Consider the following 15,999-nt stretch of genomic DNA (forward strand, 5'->3'; position numbering starts at 1 on the left):
GACCGCCGTCAGTTCTGGAGATCTGGCACCAGCGACACGGCAGGGGTCGACCTGAGTGCTGGCTCGTGACCGCTCGCTTCAGACAATGTGCTTGTCCATCCGTGCGGAGTCACGACGAAGATGTCCCCTTGGAACGCTGCCGTGAAGTGGTTGGAATAGCGCCAGGCCGGCAGGAACTGCCACTCGACGTCGGTCGAGACAGCTCGACCTTCACGGCACACCACGGTCACAAAGGTGCCCACCATTGGGCTCCAATGCCCACCGTCACGAGTCCGTTCTGGAGCGATCTCTTGCGCGATCGCCAGCACCTCGCCGCGCAGCGAGTCCATGGCCCAGTACTCGTCCTCATCGTCGTCTCCTCGGTAAGGCGTCGGTGTCATAACCTTCCTCACCTCGCGCACCTCCTGCGACTCGTTGTCGATGCAGGCGATCAGCGTGACCCCGGCTCGAGCACGCCCTCGTCGCACAATCTCCGACAGCGTCCGCTCCGTGTCCTGCAGTTCCCATGGATTTCTGTTGTGTGTCTTCATGCAGCACGAGTGTGTCGGCAATGACCCTGGTCTGGGGCGAGGGACCTCATACCTGTGGATAACTTCAACCGCGGAGGTCGCGCATCTGGTCGGCTTGGCCTCAATCACACGTCAGGAGCAGCATGGGCTACAGCACGCAGTATCTCGGCCGACTCGACATCGCGCCTCGGCTCAACCCCGAGGAGACTGTATGGCTTCGAGCCTTCCAACGCACCCACCGCGGACTCCACCCGGATGACCCGTACGCGGTGCCGATGAACCCAGGGGCGGAAGCCGTCGGTCACCCGTTGGTCGGTGAGTCTTCGCCAGGAGTCCTGATCATCCCTCGCGGCCTGCACAGCTTCGACTGGCACCCATGCACGGACGGGTGCTGCCTCCAGTGGAAGCAGGTCGAGAAGTCGAACCACGCCACCGTCGAGCTCCAATACCTGATCGACCACTTCCTGCGGCCTGGAGCGTTCGCGGCCAGTGACACCAGGGCGGACTTTGCACCATTCACGTTCGATCACACGGTGAGCGGAACCATCGCCGCCGAGCGGCAAGACGGCTGGCTCTATCTCATCCAGGCCAGAGACAACCAGCTCGAAGAGGTCACGCTCGTGCACGGCAAAGGACTCTGGTGAGCTGAGACGCCTCACTCAATGGCCCCGTGTCAGCCGATGGCCCGCCGCAGCGTGGTGAGCTCGGCGGCCAGGGGCACGGGGTCCAGACCGGCTGCCGCGTGGTCGAAGACCATCACGCGCAACTGGTCCATCAGCACAGCCGGGCCGAGGTCGGGGACGGGACCACTCGGCATACGCTCCGCCTCGGCGACGCGATCGGCGAGGTGCTGCACCAACACGCGCACCTGCGGAGACACAGAGAGCGCGTGGTCCAGCGGCAGTTGCTGCCACCGACGGACCACGCGCTCCAACTCTGTCCCGATCTCCTCGCGCGCGGCGCTCGGGTCGGGGTCACTCATGGGCGTCAGTTGCGCTGCAGGATCGCAAACAACCGCAGGAACTCGATGTAGAGCCACACCAGGGATGCGACCAGACCATGGCCCATCAGCCAGGAGTACTTCTCCGGCGCACCCGCCTGCACGCCCCGGTCGATCGAGTCGAAGTCGACGGCCAGCGAGTAGGACGCCAGCGCGACGCCCAGCAGCGAGATGACGATGCCCAGCGGGCCACCGTAGATGCCCCAGCCATCGCCGAAGCCCAGGAAGCTGGCGCCGATGTTGATCAGCAGGAAGACCAGATAGCCCATCGCCATCATCCCGAAGATGCGGCGAGACTTGCTGGTGACCTTGATGAAGCCGACCTTCCAGGCGATGAACATGCCGACGAAGGTGCCGAGGGTGGCCACCACCGCGCTGGTCACAACGCCCGGGTAGGCCCGCTCGAAGGTGAAGCTGACCGCGCCAATGAAGCCACCCTGCAGGACTGCGTGCCCCACGATGAGCGGGACGTTGACCTTCTTCTGGAAGGCGATGACGAAGCTCAGTCCGAGCGAGCCGAACATGCCCAGCAGCCAGATCGGCATCGCCAGCGGCGCCTGACCCGTGTCCGGGTCGACGGTGCCACTCACGAAGAACCAGGTGCCCGCAGCCACAGCCACCACGACGGCAAACAAGGCCAGCGACTTCATGACCACGTCGTCCAGCGTCAGGCGACCGGTTTGCGCCGGGCCAGCGGGGGCCTGGCGATACATCTGCTCCAACTGCTCGGGGCTCATCGACTCCGAGGCGCCGGGGTAGCCCATCGGCATCTGGGGCTGACCCTGTGGTGCGGGGTAGCCCTGGTGCGGCTGGCCCTGGGGAGCGGCCTGGCCCTGCTGCGGGGCCTGGTTGAAGCCCGCATACTGCTGCTGAGCTTCCTTATCGATACGGTTAAAGACAGGATTGGTCGCCATCTCTGGCCTCCTCATTAGCGGCACGTAGGTGTCGTCACGTCACAGTCTAAGCGTGTGGGGCCTCGTGATTGTTCCCCTGGGCAACCTCTTGCGCTCGGGGGGTGTTCTCGGGATATCCTGGGGAGCCGTTCCGGGGGGAACCACGGCCGTTCGAAGAGGAGCAACACGTGTCGAATCGTGCCCGCCTACGCTTGGTCGGCATCTCGGCCGCGGCCGCACTGGCCGTGCCCGGTGCCGTCGTGCCGATGGCGTATGCCGAGGGGCCGGCTCCCGCGATCGACGTCCAGTTGGCGCCCACTCCCCAAAGCGAGGGCTATCCGCGTCAGAACACCCTGGTGGAGCCGCCGGCCGACCCGGCGGACGCCTCCATCAAGCTCGGGCTGACGCCCTATCACGCGATCGCCCCCAAGCTCAACGAGCTGCAGCAAACCTCCCAGCGGGTCAGCGCGGAGGTGCTCGGTCAGACCGTCACCGGGCGCGAGCTCTATCTGGTCACTCTCACCGCCCCCGAGTCCGCTGCCGAGACCAAGGCGCAGGACCGGATGCGCGAGCGCATCCTGCGCCAGCCCGAGCAGGCGGCCAAGGACCAGGGTCTGGCCAAGAAGTACAAGACGCCGATCTTCCTCAACAACAACATCCACGGCAACGAGTGGGAGGGCACCGACGCCGCGCTGCGCCTCATCGAGGACTACGCGACCAGCGATGACCCGGCCGTCCTGGAGGCCCTTGAGCAGAGCCGCATCTATGTCGTCGTCACGATGAACCCGGACGGGCGCCACGACAACACGCGCGCCAACGCCTCCGGCTTCGACATGAACCGTGACTTCCTCACCGCGACACAGCCGGAGGTCATCGCGGTCCGCGACGCCCTCCTCCGGACCCAGCCGATGGTGATGGTTGACCTGCACGGCTATGTCAACGGCACGCTCATCGAGCCCACCACCCCGCCGCACGGCGAGAACTACGAATACGACCTGTTCATCAAGCACGCCTACCCCAACGGGCTGGGCATGGAGCAGGCGGTGCTCGACCTGGGCTACACCCCCGAGGACGACGGCGTGAACCCGCCCCAGATCCCGTTCCGTGACTGGGACGAGGGCTGGGACGACTGGCCGCCGATCTTCACGCCGCAATACGCCGCCTACCACGGTGCTGTCGCCCACACCGTCGAGATCCCGTTGCGCGTCAACAACGCCGCCTACGACCTGCCCGAGGAGGAGTTGCAGCGCCGCTCGGCGATCAACACCGACATCGCGCACGCCGCGATGACCTCCTCGATCAGCTATCTGCAGGAGCACCGCGGCGAGCTCCTCGCCGACCAGATCGAGATCTTCCGCCGCGGCGTCACCGGTGCCGAGCCGGTCGAGGTCACCGACGAGATCTTCCCCGAGATCGGTCCCGAGGACGTCTATCTCACCGAATATCCGCGGGCCTATGTCATCCCGGTGGACGAGGGGCAGCGCTCCGCTCCGGCGGCCGCCCGCGTGGTTGACCACCTGATCGACAACGGCGTGGAGGTGCGCACCACTCGTCGGCCGGTCACCATCGAGGGCACGACCTATCCCTCCGGCAGCTATCTCATCGACATGCACCAGTCCCGTCGCGGCCTGGCCAACACCATGCTCGGCCGGGGCACTGACATCAGCGACCGTGTCGACTCGATGTATGACATCTCCGGCTGGAGCCTGGCCGCTCTCTGGGGTGCGGACGTCGCCACTCTTGCTGAGGACGGCCCTCGTATGCCGCCAGCTGGCCGACCGATCGACGCCGCCATCCCCTCGGGTCGGGTGAGCGGCGACGATGACCTGCTGCTGGAGTTGAAGGACCCCTCCGATGTCGCGGCGCTCAATCACCTGGCTCGCTCCGGTGTCGGCATCGAGTGGCTCGACGACGGGTCGATCCTGGTCCCCGAGGACGCAGCCGAGCAGGCCGAGTCGACCGCCGACGCCTTCGGTGTCACCTTCACCGCTGCCCCCGACGGGGAGAGCGGCACCCCGGTGGACGAGATGGTCGTTGCTGCCGCAGCCTCCTCGGATGAGCTCTGGGCCCTGAACGAGATGGGCTTCGAGGTCCGCGAGGTCAACGCGACCGTCCTCAACGACGGCTTCGACTATTCCGACGTCGACGCGCTGTATGTCTCAACCTCCGCGGTTGCCTGGTCCTCCCTCGAGGACTCGGCCCGCAACGACCTGGCGTCCTTCCTGCGCAACGGTGGCGGCCTCGTCGGACGTGGCCACAACGGGACCAACCTCAACAACGAGCTCGACCTGCTCGACGTGACGCTGGAGCGTGGCCGCAGCGACGGCAACGGGGTGGTCGCGGTCGACAACGCCGACACTGCCATCGCCTCCGCCGCGACCACGGAGTCCTTCGTCTACTCCCCCGCCTGGTTCACCGAGCTGGGCGAGGACGTCACCGTCGACCAGCGTTATGCCGACGACGATGTCCTGGTCAGCGGTCACTGGGCCGGCACAGCCGAGGAGGGCGGGCAGGACGCCGCCGCGGGCCAGGCGCTCATCGTCAGCGGTGTGGACAACAACGGCGCCGCAGCGCTCGTCGGGAGCCAGCCGCTGTTCCGGGCCCACCCCAAGGGTCAATACCCCCTGATCGGGCGCGCCCTGTTCTGGTCCGCTCTGCAGGACTGACCGGTGGCCCGGGTCTCAGCACCGGGCGCGGACCTGAGCGTCCCGGCCGGCCCCGGGCTGCCACAGGGCATGGTCATCCCCGCGGGGGAGTTGCTCGAGCGGTTCTCCCGCGCCTCCGGCCCGGGCGGCCAGGGTGTCAACACCACCGACAGCCGGGTGCAGCTCACCTATCGTCCTGCCTCGTCGATCGCGGTGGCCGAGCTGCGCGAGTCCGTCCGCGACCGACTGTTGCGCGGACTGGAGCCACACCTGGTCGCCGACCAGCTCGTCGTGGTCGCCTCTGAGCACCGGGCCCAGCGACAGAACCGGATCGCCGCACGAGAGCGCCTGATCGACCTGCTGCGCAGTGCCGCCGCTCCCCCGCCACCTCAGCGTCGCGCGACCAAGCCGACGCGGGGCAGCCAGCGACGCCGCCTGGAGGGCAAGCGCCTAAGATCCCAGGTCAAGTCCGGACGCGGTCGCGTCACCGGTGATGGAGGTTGACTTGAGGCACACCCCGCACTACCTGATGACTGACCCAGACGAGGTCAGGCGCCTGATCCAGAACAACCCGTGGGCGACCATCGTCTCGCCGACCAGCAACGGTCTGGTGGCCTCGCACTACCCGGTCCTACTCGAGGACGCCCCGGACGAGGGCGACGCTGACGAGGGCGACGCGATCTCCATCGTCAGCCACTTCGGTCGACCCGACGAGCAGCTCCACGAGCTGGGCCAGCACGAGGTGCTGGTGATCATCCAAGGCCCGCATGACTACGTCTCGGCCAGCTGGTATGAGCCCGGTGACCTGGTCTCGACCTGGAACCACGTGACGGCACACCTCTACGGCACCCCGGAGATCCTGTCCGAGGAGGAGAACTACGCAGTGCTCTCCCGGCTGACCGACCACTTCGAGTCGGGTCGCCCGGACGGCCGCAGCCTGTCCGAGGACGAGGCTGGGACCCGCCGTGCGGCCAAGGGCACCGTCGGGCTGCGAGTGCGCGTCACGCGCTTCGATGCCCGCAGCAAGTTGAGTCAGAACAAGCCGGTCGTGGTGCAGGACCGGATCGTCGAGGAGATCGGCGCCACCAACCCAGCCCTGGCCGAGGAGATGCGCAGAGTTCGCGAGTAACTACATCGTCACGGCAGGTCCCCAACCGGGACGAAGGTGTAGCCGAGGTCTTCGATGCCCGTGACGACCTCATCCAGGTAGTGCGTGTCCAGGAATGGATGGAAGAAGAAGCTTGCGGTCGATTCCCGCACGGCAAGGTTGGCCTTCGCGTTGTCGATGAGGGCGTCGGGCGACCGGGTGGGGTGGTTGTTCTGCATGGCCTCGGTGACGTTGCCGAGATTCTCTGGGAGCACCAAACTGCCGTAGACGTCGTGCACCCGGTAGGGAAAGAACTGGCTGAACGAGGGACGGTCCTGGAATTCCTCACCGGTGGTGAGACCTGCGAAGTACATCCCGCGCTCATACCGTGCGCCGTAGGTGTTCTGGATTGCCTCGTAGGCGTTGGGCGAGGCCGCGTAGTGCGGGACCTCAAAGATGGTGGGATCACCAAGGCCAGCGTCGATCATCACCTCGCGCCCGGCCTCGAGACGCGCCGCGTGATCCTCGACGGCGTCCTGGCTCACGGGCCCGGTCAGCCGGATCCACGACGTCTGGACGCAGTCCTCCCACTCGAAGGGGGCTTGCTGGGTGGCACTGCACCCGGCACGGTAGAACTCGTAGTCGGCACCCGTTGCCCCGTTGTAGGGGTTCTTGATCGCGCCGTACTGATGGCTGGAGCCGTGCTGGATGAGGGTTCCACCCCGCGCCTGCATGTATTTCAGCGCCTCGACGACCTGTGGCCGATCCAGCAGACTGATGCCGTAGTGGCGGGTCGGGTCCGCGCCCGGGACAGTGGCGATATGGATCGGCATGACGGCCACCTGGAACGGGATGTCGCGTTCGTGCAGGAAGTCCGCCAGGCGACGCAGGTCCTGTGGATCTGCTTCAGGGCCCACGTCTTCGACACGCACAGCCGCGTGCCGCACGGGCTGGGTGTCGGGAGCGAGCAGGTCGTAGTAGAGATCAGCGAACCCGAGGTAGCGGCTGTTCTCATCCATGTAGTCGAACGGCACCTCGCCGACGTAGGTCAGGTTCGCAGAGCGGATGGCCCAGGGGAACGCTGAGCCCTCGGCACCGCGGCAGGCGTGGGCGCGCTCTCCGTCTCCGCAGACCGCTGTCCCGAGCACGTCGACCAGGTCCGGGTCGGTGATGACAGGTAGGACCAACCCGTCCACGATCCGGGAGTCACGGACCAGGCTGACATCGTCATAGCGGATGCTGGTCACCGCATCGAGGCTGTTCATGGTGGAGACGCTGGCGTCCCAGCCGTAGGTCGCAACGAACTCGGCTGCTGCTGGGGTGCCCTCGGGCCCGGCAAGCTCCTCGACATTCGCACCGGCCCACAGGACGGGCGTGTCGCCGACCCGCACGTCGTCGATCAAGGGCTTCGGCAGGATCTCGGAGTCGTTCGTGCCGAGGTAGATCATCGCGTCGACGTCGAAGATCTGCCCTGTTTCATAGTCGGCCACGGGTTGCAGCTGCACCTGCCCGAAGTGGGTGGCCAGGTGGGCAGCGGCCAACCCGTCCATCTCTCCCCTGCCCCGTTCAGTGCCGGTTCCGTCATAGAGCACCAGCGTGGTCGCCGGGCCCGGGCCGCCGAAGATTGTGGGGTAGGTTGCCTGCTCCATGGCCTCGGGGTCATCGTCGCCGCGCACCGGGTCAACCAGGGTCTGCACCCACTGCGACCCTTCCCCCTGCCGAATGGAGTCATCGGTGAGTCCGAAAACCACCGATCCCGACACGAGCACCGCCAGGGTTGCCGAGGCGCCGATCGTGAGGCCGGTCGCGCGAGATGTCATCAGGGGCACGTCAAGTCTCCATGAGTGTGATTGGTTGGCGAGTGCTGCTCTGGACAGCTGTGGGTCGATGAGGGCGGGCACACTGGTCGGACCCGAGGTCAGCCGAGGTGCTTGTCGACGGAGAGCCCGGAGAAGCGGACTCGGGCGTCCTCGGTGTACAGGCCGATTGCGCCCTCCGTGTAGGGCCGCTCGGTGTCCGTCACGGTGCCGAGCTGTGTGCCGTCGACTGCGACGGTCATGGTGGCCCCAGACTGGGTCACCGTGACCTGATAGTCACTGCCGATCGGGAACACGGGCTCAGTGCCGGTGAGCAGGAACCGCTGGTTGCCGCGATAGGCAGGGTCCTGCTTGGAGATCTCCCACCCTCCGGGCTTGAGTGCCACCGCGTAGAAGTGCTCGTTGTCCTGGTAGTTCCACAGGACCCAGCCCACCTCCCACGGATTGGGTGCGCCGTCGCGCAGTTGCTGCTCGGTGTGGACCGTGACCGTGAAAGTCGTGTCATTGGGATGGCCTTCGCTGGTCACGACCAGTCCCCCGTGCGTGGTGTCGGCAGACTGTGCCTTCTGGGGTTCGAGGACCACAGATCCGTCCTCCTCGGTCGCGCTTCCGTGCCCAGCGAAGACTAGGGTCCAGCCGTGCCGTTCGTCGCCCTCTGCCCAGCCCGCGGCGGAGCAGGCCGTCATCAACGACGTCATGATCAGCAGCACGGCAACACGGGTTCCTGTCCGTCTCAAGGCAGCTCCCGGGCCATGACACCGGTGAGGCCGGGTGTGGCGTCCGGAGCCTGTGACTCATCCAGACGGTCGGTCTTCACCCATCCCGTCCTGCCCCGCAGGGTGCGGCCCACCGCTCGCCACCCCGCGATGTACCACAAGGTGGCATAGACGACGTAGAGGTGGGCTAACCCGATGGACTGCAGGAGACCGAAGCTGTGCTTGGTTGTCTCGACGCGCCGATAGATGGTGGCGAGGAGCACCATCGGCCCGAAGGCAAACAGATAGGAGCTGACCCACATCCAGCTGAAGTGTGCCTGCCCGGCAACGACGTCCATCCCCAGTCGGGCGATCCAGGCCAGGAAGGCCAGGGTGAACAGCGAGCTCACCAGCAGCAGGAACGGGCTGGTCAGGTGGTAGTAGAGGTCGGCACGACGACGGCCGGAGAGCCGCCCGAGCACGTCGGGGACCAGGCCCCAGGACTGCAGGTGTCCCTGGAACCAGCGAGTGCGCTGACGGACCCACCGCCCCAGGTCGACCAGGCCCTGCTGGTGCACGGCCGCGTGGCGGCAGAAGTCCAGGCGCCAGCCTGCGATGAGCAGCCGGACACCGAGGTCCAGATCCTCGGAGAGCGAGTGCGTCCAGGGCTTCGGGCCGAGGCTGGTGAGGGCGGAGAGCCGCACGAACTGGCCGTTGCCGCCCAGCCCGACGCTGCCCAGGTGACGACGGCCCCGCTGGAAGACCTCGGTGTAGAGGACGAATTCGAAGTCCTGCATCCGGGCCAGCAGGTTGGCGTGGCGGTTGTTGATCCGGACGCCGATCTGCACGCCGCCCAGCGTCGGGTCCGCAAAGCCCGGCAGCACCTCGTGGAGGCTGTGCTCCTCCAGTCGGCCGTCCGCGTCGACCACCACGATGATCGTTGACTCGACATCAGCCACCTCGCCGATCCCGCCGTCGAGGACGTGCTTGATGGCGGCGTTCAGCGCCTCGCCCTTGCCCTGCCGTGCCATCGGCAGGACTCGCTGCAACAGGTGGACCCGGGGATCCGACACGTCCTGGACCACTGCTGCCGTTCCGTCATCGGATCCGTCATCCACGACGAGGACCCTGAGTCGCGGGTGGGGCAGGAGCAGCAGCCGCTCCAGGCTGGCACCCAGCACCCGCTCCTCGTTGAGGCACGGGATGACGACAATGACGTCACATCCCGGGTCGACGGCGGTGAGGTCGACAGGACGGTGCCCGTCGCCCTCAAGGTCCCGACGGGACAGCCACACCAACATCACGAGATAGCACACGCACACCAGGACGAGCGCCACCGCCAGGAGCATCACCAGGTCGACGCGCTGCCCGCCGATCAAGACCATGTCAGGACGCCCGAGAGACCTGCGAGCCGGCCGCCGCAGGACGGTGGGCGACGACGAGGGCCGAGCCACGCGTCAGGCTGGGCCGGAAGCGTTCGGTGACACCACGACCGGACCAGATCGCCAGGGTCACGCCCATCGTGAGCATGTAGGCGAGGAACAAGGTGGCGGCCAGGCGCAGGAGCACTCTTCCGGTGCCAGACGTGAAGCTCTCAAGGGCAACAAAGAGCGTGGAGTCAGCAAGTTCGAGCATGGTCGATGGCCTTTCAACGACGGTTTCGTTCCCCAGCGATGAGTAAATGTACTCTCGCGTACAAGTAAAGTTTTGGTAAAGCAGGTTCATCTCACATCATCGCCCTTGAAAAGTCAACTGGGGCCATCGGCGAGCCGCGGCGAGACGGCAGAGAGCACGCAGACGGAGGGAGGCCGGCTCTGTTCACCGGCACGTCGAGGTGAAGACACTCGAGGGGGTGCTGTCCGCCTAGCTCGCTGAGCGGCGGGAAGGCAGCACAGGGGACGTATCGCAACGGTGCCCCCGGCGGGATTCGAACCCGCACTGGACCCATTTTAAGTGGGCTGCCTCTGCCGGTTGGGCTACGAGGGCCGCGCCTAGCCTACTCAGTGCACCGCCGACGCCTGATCATGCCCGCCGCGTGCCGGGGGCTCGGTTCTGTGCACCGACCAACCCCGGGTGCGACGATGGGACCGTGAGCCACCTCCACCCCACCCGGCGGGGCTGATCGGCGTGCTCCAGGCGTGCCTCAACGGCAGTCTCACCCCGGCAGAGCACTCCACCGTGCCGATCACTCCACGCGACCTCGCCGTGGCTGCCGCAGACGCCGTGGCAGCCGGTGCCACCGACCTGCACCTGCACCCCAGGGACTCCATGGGTGGTGAGACGCTCGAGCCTGCGGCGGTCGCCGATGCCATCATCGCGGTGACCACGGCCGTCCCGGGCACTCCGGTCGGGATCACCACCGGCGCCTGGACCGGCAGCCCGACACAGCGACTCGACTGGGTGCGCCACTGGACGACGCTCCCCGATCACGCGTCCGTCAACTGGCACGAGGACGGTGCGCACCAGATGGCCGAGCTGCTGCTGGAGCGCGGTGTCGAGGTCGATGTCGGGCTGTGGTCTGCGGCGGCTGTCACCCGCTGGCTGGGCTCGCCCCTGCGTGACCGCTGCAGCCGCGTGCTGCTGGAGCTGCCGGACGGCCCCGAGGCAGATCAGGTCCGCGGTCTCGCCGAGGCGATGCTGGCACCCCTGCAGGGCAGCGTCCCCGTCGGCCGGGTCCTCCTGCACGGCGAGGGAAGCACCGCCTGGGAAGCGCTGGAGTATGCCGGATGGGCGGGTCTGCAGACCCGCGTCGGTCTGGAGGACGTCCTGGTCCTGCCGGACGGCTCCGCCGCCGCAGACAATGCCGCTCTCGTGCGCGTCGCCCGAGGGGTGCTCTGGCAGGGCTACCCGTGACTGGCCCGCGAGCGGCGATCACAGGGTCGCGATCACCTGATCGAGCATTGCCTCGGTGAGCTTGCCGGTGAAGGTGTTCTGTTGGCTGACGTGATAGCTGCCGACCAGGCGCACCGTCCGCCCGTCAGGAGTCACGATCTCCGCGATGGCGCCGTGCCCGAACTTCGGCTTCGGGCGCGGCACGGCCCAGCCCATCTCACGCACCGTGCGCAGGGTCGCGTCCCACCCGATCGAGCCGAGCGCCAGGATCGAGCGCAGGGTGGGCACGGCAAGCTCGAGCTCTCGGTGCAGCCACGGCGCACAGGTCGCCTTCTCCGGCGTGGTCGGTTTGTTCTGCGGCGGGGCACACCGGACGGCCGAGACGATGCGGATGCCCTGCAGTTCGAGGCCGTCGCCGGCGTGGTCACTGGCGGCCTGGGTGGCATAACCGCCGCGGTGCAGCGCCGCATAGATCCAGTCCCCTGAGCGGTCACCGGTGAACATGCGCCCGGTCCGGTTGGCGCCGTTTGCGGCAGGGGCCAGACCCACGACGAGCACCGGGGCACCCGCCGGACCGAAGCCGGCAGCGGGTCGGCCCCAATAGGGTTGGTCGGCAAAAGACGCCCGCCGGCCCGTGGTGGCCACGGACTCACGCCAGTCCACGAGTCGGGGGCAGGCGCGGCACACGGTCACCATCGCGTCGAGTTCTGCCGTGCTCTGTGCCGAGCGAGCGAGCCGAGCAACCTGCGCGGGCGTCCTCGCGACTGGGGTGTCCGCCGTGGCTGGGTCGCCGGGCCAACCCGTCCCCGGTGGCACCGGTGAGGGGAACGCCTGACCAGTCACCGGGTGCGGGTCGGTGCCACTGATCGGCTCGACGCCACCCATCGGAGCGACCTGCCTAGCCCGCTGCCGCCTGAGACAGCGCGATGCCGTCCAGGATGTCGTGCTCGGAGGTGCGCACGGTGCTCAGTCCCGAGTCGTGCTGCAGCCGCTGGATGATGCTGCGCCACACCAAAGCTCCCGCTCCGATGACGTCCACGCGCCCCTCATGCATGTAGGGCAGTGCGGCCCGATCGGTGCGGTTCATCTGGACCAGCTCCGTGCACGCAGCGATGGCCTGCTCCACCGGGAGCTCGGCACCATGGATCTGGTCGGGACGATAGGCGTCGAGGCCCAGCGCGTGGGCAGTCACCGTGGTGACCGACCCCGCGACCCCCACGAGGGTGCCGATGCCCGTGAGGTCGACCTGCTCGGCGGCGGCGTTGACCGCGACCGTGACGTCGCCCAGCGCCGGCCAGATCTCTTCCTCGGTGGGCGGGTCACTGTGCAGGTGCCGCTCGGTCATCCGGACGCAGCCGATGTCGACCGAGACCGACTGCTCCACCCCTTGCGTGCCGCGCACAAACTCGGTCGACCCTCCGCCGATGTCGACGACCAGATAGGGCGCTGCCGCGCCCCGCAACCCGGTGGTCGCGCCAGCAAAGGACAGCGCGGCCTCCTCCTGCCCGGAGATCACCTCGGGGACGGTGCCGAAGGCCGCGAACGCCTCCTGGATCCCGGCCACAAACTCCTCGGCGTTGGCGGCATCGCGCGAGGCCGAGGTGGCCACGAAGCGCACCGACTCGCACCCGGCCTCCTGACACTGGGCGGCATAGTCCGCAGCGGCGGCCAGGGTCCGGGCCATCGGCTCCGCACCGATGCGCCCCGTCGCGTCGACCCCGTGGCCGAGTCGCACGATCCGCATCTCGCGGTGCACCTCCTGCAGGGACCCCTCAGTCACGTCCGCGATGAGCAGCCGGATGGAGTTGGTGCCGCAGTCGATCGCCCCGACCCTGGTCATCGAGGATCCTCCTCGTCGTCCGCCGCACAGCAGCCGTCGTGCCACCACTGCGGCAGCGCTGCCAGCGCCTCGTCACCGAGGGGATTGATGCCTGGCCCAACGGCCAGGGAGTGCGCGACCAGCACGTGCAGGCACTTGACCCGCGTGGGCATCCCACCAGCCGAGATGCCGTCGATCTCGGGCACCGACCCGAGCTCCGCCCGCCGAGCCAGATAGTCCTGGTGAGCCTCGGCATACGCACTGGCCAACTCGGGGTCCTGCTCCAGCCGCTCGGTCATCTCCTTCATCATCCCGTTGCTCTCCAGCGTGGAGATCGCGCCGGTCAGCCGGGGGCAGGTGGCATAGAACGAGGTCGGGAAGGGCGTGCCGTCGGGGAGCCGTGGCTCCGTGCGCACGACCGTCGGGCAGCCGCAGGGGCAGCGGTGGGCGATCGCGACGACGCCGCGCGGCAGCCGTCCGAGCTGACGGTGGATGGTGTCCAGGTCCTCCTGCGTGGCGGCCTGGTGATCGGGGCGGGGCAGCAGATCAGGGTGTGGCATCGTCCTCGGCACCATCGTCAGGGGCATTGTCGGCACCATCAGGGGCATCCGTCGCGGGAGCCTCACCCTCCGGGGCTGGCTCGGTCTGGGGCGCGCCGGGCGCCGGGGCCTCCGGCTCAGGCACCCCCTCGTTGGCGGTGATGACCGACTCCCACACCTGGCCATACCAGGGCCGTTGGGCGTGCACGTCCTCGGTGACCGGGGTCATGCCGGGCAACGGCTCGCTGAGCTGCTCGCCGGTGTCGTCGAGCACGGTGAAGGCAACCTCACCGGGCTTGACGAAACGCAGCCGCTCACGGGCCTGCTGCTCGACATAACTGTCGTCGTCCCACCGCTCCAGCTCCGCCTCGATCCCATCGATCTTGGCCTGCTCCGTGGCGATCTGCTGCTCGGCCCTGGAGATCGCGGCCCGCTGGTCGAGATAGCCGCGCAACGTGGGTGTCAGGAACAGCGCGAGGAAGCCCAGCAGCACGATGAAGGCGCCGAGCCGCCACAGGTGCGGTGGCGTGTTGCGCCGGCTCGCGGTCGGTGCGCTCGGGGTCCGGGGGGCGGAGCGTGGCGCACTGGTCGGACGCGACCCGGGCGTCGGGCGCTTGGTGGCGCGCGAGGATCCCCGGCCGGGGCCGCGATTGGTGGCCATCGTCTCCTCCTCCCTGTGGTGCGACGTGCTCTGTATGCCGAGTGGTTGCGTGCGGTGCGCCCGCGGCGGACCGACCTGGGTCAGCGCCCTGGCGGGTCCGAGCGAGTCAGTCCTGCGCGGTGAAGCGCGGGAAGGCCCCGGCGCCGGCATAGACCGCCGCGTCGTCGAGCTCCTCCTCGATGCGCAACAGCTGGTTGTATTTCGCGACGCGCTCGGAGCGGGCCGGGGCGCCGGTCTTGATCTGACCGCAGTTGGTGGCCACCGCAAGGTCAGCGATCGTGACGTCCTCGGTCTCACCGGAGCGGTGGCTCATCATGCAGCGATAGCCGTTGGTCTGCGCGAGGGTGACCGCGTCGAGGGTCTCGGTCAGCGTGCCGATCTGGTTGACCTTGACCAGCAGGGCGTTGCCGATGCCCTCGGTGATGCCGCGCTGCAGGCGCTCGGGGTTGGTGACGAACAGGTCGTCGCCGACAAGCTGGACACGGGAGCCGAGGCGGTCGGTCATCGCCTTCCAGCCGTCCCAGTCCTCCTCGTTGAGCGGGTCCTCGATGGAGACGAGCGGATAGGCGTCGACGAGCTCGGTGTAGTAGTCGACCATCTCCTCGGCGCTCTTGGTGCCACCCTCAAAGGTGTAGGACCCGTCCTCAAAGAACTCGCTGGCGGCCACGTCCAGGGCCAGTGCGATGTCGCTGCCGGGGGTGTAGCCAGCCTTGCTGATCGCCTCAAGGATCAGGTCGAGCGCGGCACGGTTGGACTCCAGGTTGGGGGCGAACCCGCCCTCGTCACCGAGGCCGGTGCTCAGGCCGCGCTCCTTCAGGACCGCCTTCAGCGCGTGATAGACCTCGGTGCCCCAGCGCAGCGCCTCGCGGAAGCTGCCGGCGCCGATCGGGGCGATCATGAACTCCTGGATGTCCACGTTGGAGTCTGCGTGCGAGCCGCCATTGAGGATGTTCATCATCGGCACCGGCAGCACGTGCGCGTTGGGGCCGCCGACATAACGGAACAGCGGCAACTCGGCCGAGTCTGCGGCGGCGCGGGCCACGGCCAGGCTGACGCCGAGGATGGCGTTGGCGCCCACCTCGGCCTTGTTGTCGGTGCCGTCGACGGCGAGCATCTCGTTGTCGACGAGGCGCTGCTCGCTGGCGTCGAAGCCGAGCAGTCGCGGCTCGAGGTCGTCCATCACGGCGGCGACAGCGTTCTCCACGCCCTTGCCGAGATAACGGCCCTCGTCGCCATCCCTGCGCTCCACCGCCTCGAAGGCACCGGTGGAGGCGCCGGAGGGCACGGCGGCCCGTCCCACGGTGCCGTCGTCCAGGCCCACCTCGACCTCGACAGTCGGGTTGCCTCGGGAGTCAAGAATCTCCCGGGCGATGATCGCGTCGATGACAGCCACGACTACTCCTCCACAGTGCACACAGATCAGGTCCCCCTGAGCCTAACGGCCAGCCGCCCGAACCCCGACCGGGCGCACCGTGTGGCGACAATCCAGCCCCACCGAGCGC

Annotated in this window: 17 protein-coding genes and 1 tRNA gene; 5 read left to right on the forward strand and 13 right to left on the reverse strand. The window is 67.9% G+C overall.

From position 1 onward, the window contains the following. Positions 1–8 precede the first annotated feature (8 nt). The gene (locus NF556_RS17720; protein WP_252592476.1) at positions 9–530 is read right to left on the reverse strand and encodes a hypothetical protein; all 522 of its coding nucleotides are present in this window, start codon (positions 528–530) and stop codon (positions 9–11) included. Between the two features lie 122 nt (positions 531–652). On the opposite strand from NF556_RS17720, the gene NF556_RS17725 reads away from it, so the two are divergent. After that, positions 653–1,153, forward strand: coding sequence for a hypothetical protein (locus NF556_RS17725; protein ID WP_252592478.1), 501 nt, complete (start codon positions 653–655; stop codon positions 1,151–1,153). A 29-nt stretch (positions 1,154–1,182) separates the two neighbouring features. On the opposite strand, the gene NF556_RS17730 is transcribed toward NF556_RS17725, so the two are convergent. Both NF556_RS17730 and NF556_RS17735 read right to left on the reverse strand, forming a co-directional pair. Continuing rightward, positions 1,183–1,491 carry a hypothetical protein gene (locus NF556_RS17730; protein WP_252592480.1) on the reverse strand — a complete coding sequence of 103 codons (309 nt, stop codon included), beginning with the start codon at positions 1,489–1,491 and terminating at the stop codon, positions 1,183–1,185. Positions 1,492–1,496: 5 nt separating this feature from the next. After that, complete coding sequence (locus NF556_RS17735; protein WP_252592481.1) at positions 1,497–2,423, reverse strand: Bax inhibitor-1/YccA family protein; 927 nt, start codon at positions 2,421–2,423, stop codon at positions 1,497–1,499. 167 nt (positions 2,424–2,590) lie between these two features. On the opposite strand from NF556_RS17735, the gene NF556_RS17740 reads away from it, so the two are divergent. The 3 genes from NF556_RS17740 (at position 2,591) to NF556_RS17750 (ending at position 6,176) form a co-directional block, all read left to right on the forward strand. Further along, positions 2,591–5,068 carry a M14 family zinc carboxypeptidase gene (locus NF556_RS17740; protein WP_252592483.1) on the forward strand — a complete coding sequence of 826 codons (2,478 nt, stop codon included), beginning with the start codon at positions 2,591–2,593 and terminating at the stop codon, positions 5,066–5,068. 69 nt (positions 5,069–5,137) lie between these two features. Continuing rightward, on the forward strand, positions 5,138–5,551 hold the full coding sequence (gene arfB, locus NF556_RS17745; RefSeq protein WP_252595853.1) for an alternative ribosome rescue aminoacyl-tRNA hydrolase ArfB: 414 nt from the start codon (positions 5,138–5,140) through the stop codon (positions 5,549–5,551). A 1-nt stretch (position 5,552) separates the two neighbouring features. Beyond that, the gene (locus NF556_RS17750) at positions 5,553–6,176 is read left to right on the forward strand and encodes an FMN-binding negative transcriptional regulator (RefSeq protein WP_252592484.1); all 624 of its coding nucleotides are present in this window, start codon (positions 5,553–5,555) and stop codon (positions 6,174–6,176) included. 8 nt (positions 6,177–6,184) lie between these two features. Here NF556_RS17750 and NF556_RS17755 read toward each other — a convergent pair whose 3' ends face one another. From NF556_RS17755 to NF556_RS17775, 5 genes are all read right to left on the reverse strand, one after another. Continuing rightward, the gene (locus tag NF556_RS17755) at positions 6,185–7,954 is read right to left on the reverse strand and encodes a polysaccharide deacetylase family protein (RefSeq protein WP_252592486.1); all 1,770 of its coding nucleotides are present in this window, start codon (positions 7,952–7,954) and stop codon (positions 6,185–6,187) included. Positions 7,955–8,052: 98 nt separating this feature from the next. Then, positions 8,053–8,688 carry a calcium-binding protein gene (locus NF556_RS17760; protein WP_252592488.1) on the reverse strand — a complete coding sequence of 212 codons (636 nt, stop codon included), beginning with the start codon at positions 8,686–8,688 and terminating at the stop codon, positions 8,053–8,055. Further along, positions 8,685–10,031, reverse strand: a complete 1,347-nt coding sequence (locus NF556_RS17765; protein WP_252592490.1) for a glycosyltransferase family 2 protein — start codon at positions 10,029–10,031, stop codon at positions 8,685–8,687. The genes NF556_RS17760 and NF556_RS17765 overlap by 4 nt, the downstream gene beginning before the upstream one ends. A gap of 1 nt (position 10,032) precedes the next feature. Continuing rightward, positions 10,033–10,281, reverse strand: coding sequence for a hypothetical protein (locus tag NF556_RS17770; protein ID WP_252592491.1), 249 nt, complete (start codon positions 10,279–10,281; stop codon positions 10,033–10,035). Positions 10,282–10,558: 277 nt separating this feature from the next. Beyond that, a tRNA-Leu gene (locus tag NF556_RS17775) sits at positions 10,559–10,632 on the reverse strand. A gap of 141 nt (positions 10,633–10,773) precedes the next feature. Here NF556_RS17775 and NF556_RS17780 point away from each other — a divergent pair. After that, complete coding sequence (locus NF556_RS17780) at positions 10,774–11,499, forward strand: 3-keto-5-aminohexanoate cleavage protein (RefSeq protein WP_256829364.1); 726 nt, start codon at positions 10,774–10,776, stop codon at positions 11,497–11,499. Positions 11,500–11,517: 18 nt separating this feature from the next. Here the strand turns inward: NF556_RS17780 and NF556_RS17785 are convergent, their stop codons facing one another. The 5 genes from NF556_RS17785 to eno form a co-directional block, all read right to left on the reverse strand. Beyond that, positions 11,518–12,363 carry a uracil-DNA glycosylase gene (locus NF556_RS17785; RefSeq protein ID WP_252592495.1) on the reverse strand — a complete coding sequence of 282 codons (846 nt, stop codon included), beginning with the start codon at positions 12,361–12,363 and terminating at the stop codon, positions 11,518–11,520. Between the two features lie 13 nt (positions 12,364–12,376). Beyond that, positions 12,377–13,318, reverse strand: a complete 942-nt coding sequence (locus NF556_RS17790) for a Ppx/GppA phosphatase family protein (RefSeq protein ID WP_252592496.1) — start codon at positions 13,316–13,318, stop codon at positions 12,377–12,379. Beyond that, complete coding sequence (locus NF556_RS17795) at positions 13,315–13,857, reverse strand: DUF501 domain-containing protein (protein ID WP_252592498.1); 543 nt, start codon at positions 13,855–13,857, stop codon at positions 13,315–13,317. Before NF556_RS17795 ends, NF556_RS17790 begins: the two co-directional genes overlap by 4 nt. Further along, entirely contained in the window at positions 13,844–14,497 is a 654-nt protein-coding gene (locus NF556_RS17800; protein WP_252592500.1) for an FtsB family cell division protein, read from the reverse strand. The genes NF556_RS17795 and NF556_RS17800 overlap by 14 nt, the downstream gene beginning before the upstream one ends. 106 nt (positions 14,498–14,603) lie before the next feature. Next, positions 14,604–15,890 carry a phosphopyruvate hydratase gene (gene eno / locus NF556_RS17805; protein ID WP_252592502.1) on the reverse strand — a complete coding sequence of 429 codons (1,287 nt, stop codon included), beginning with the start codon at positions 15,888–15,890 and terminating at the stop codon, positions 14,604–14,606. Between the last annotated feature and the right edge of the window lie 109 nt (positions 15,891–15,999).

It is taken from the genome of Ornithinimicrobium faecis (assembly GCF_023923225.1).
In the GTDB taxonomy this organism is placed as follows: Bacteria; Actinomycetota; Actinomycetes; order Actinomycetales; family Dermatophilaceae; genus Ornithinicoccus; species Ornithinicoccus faecis.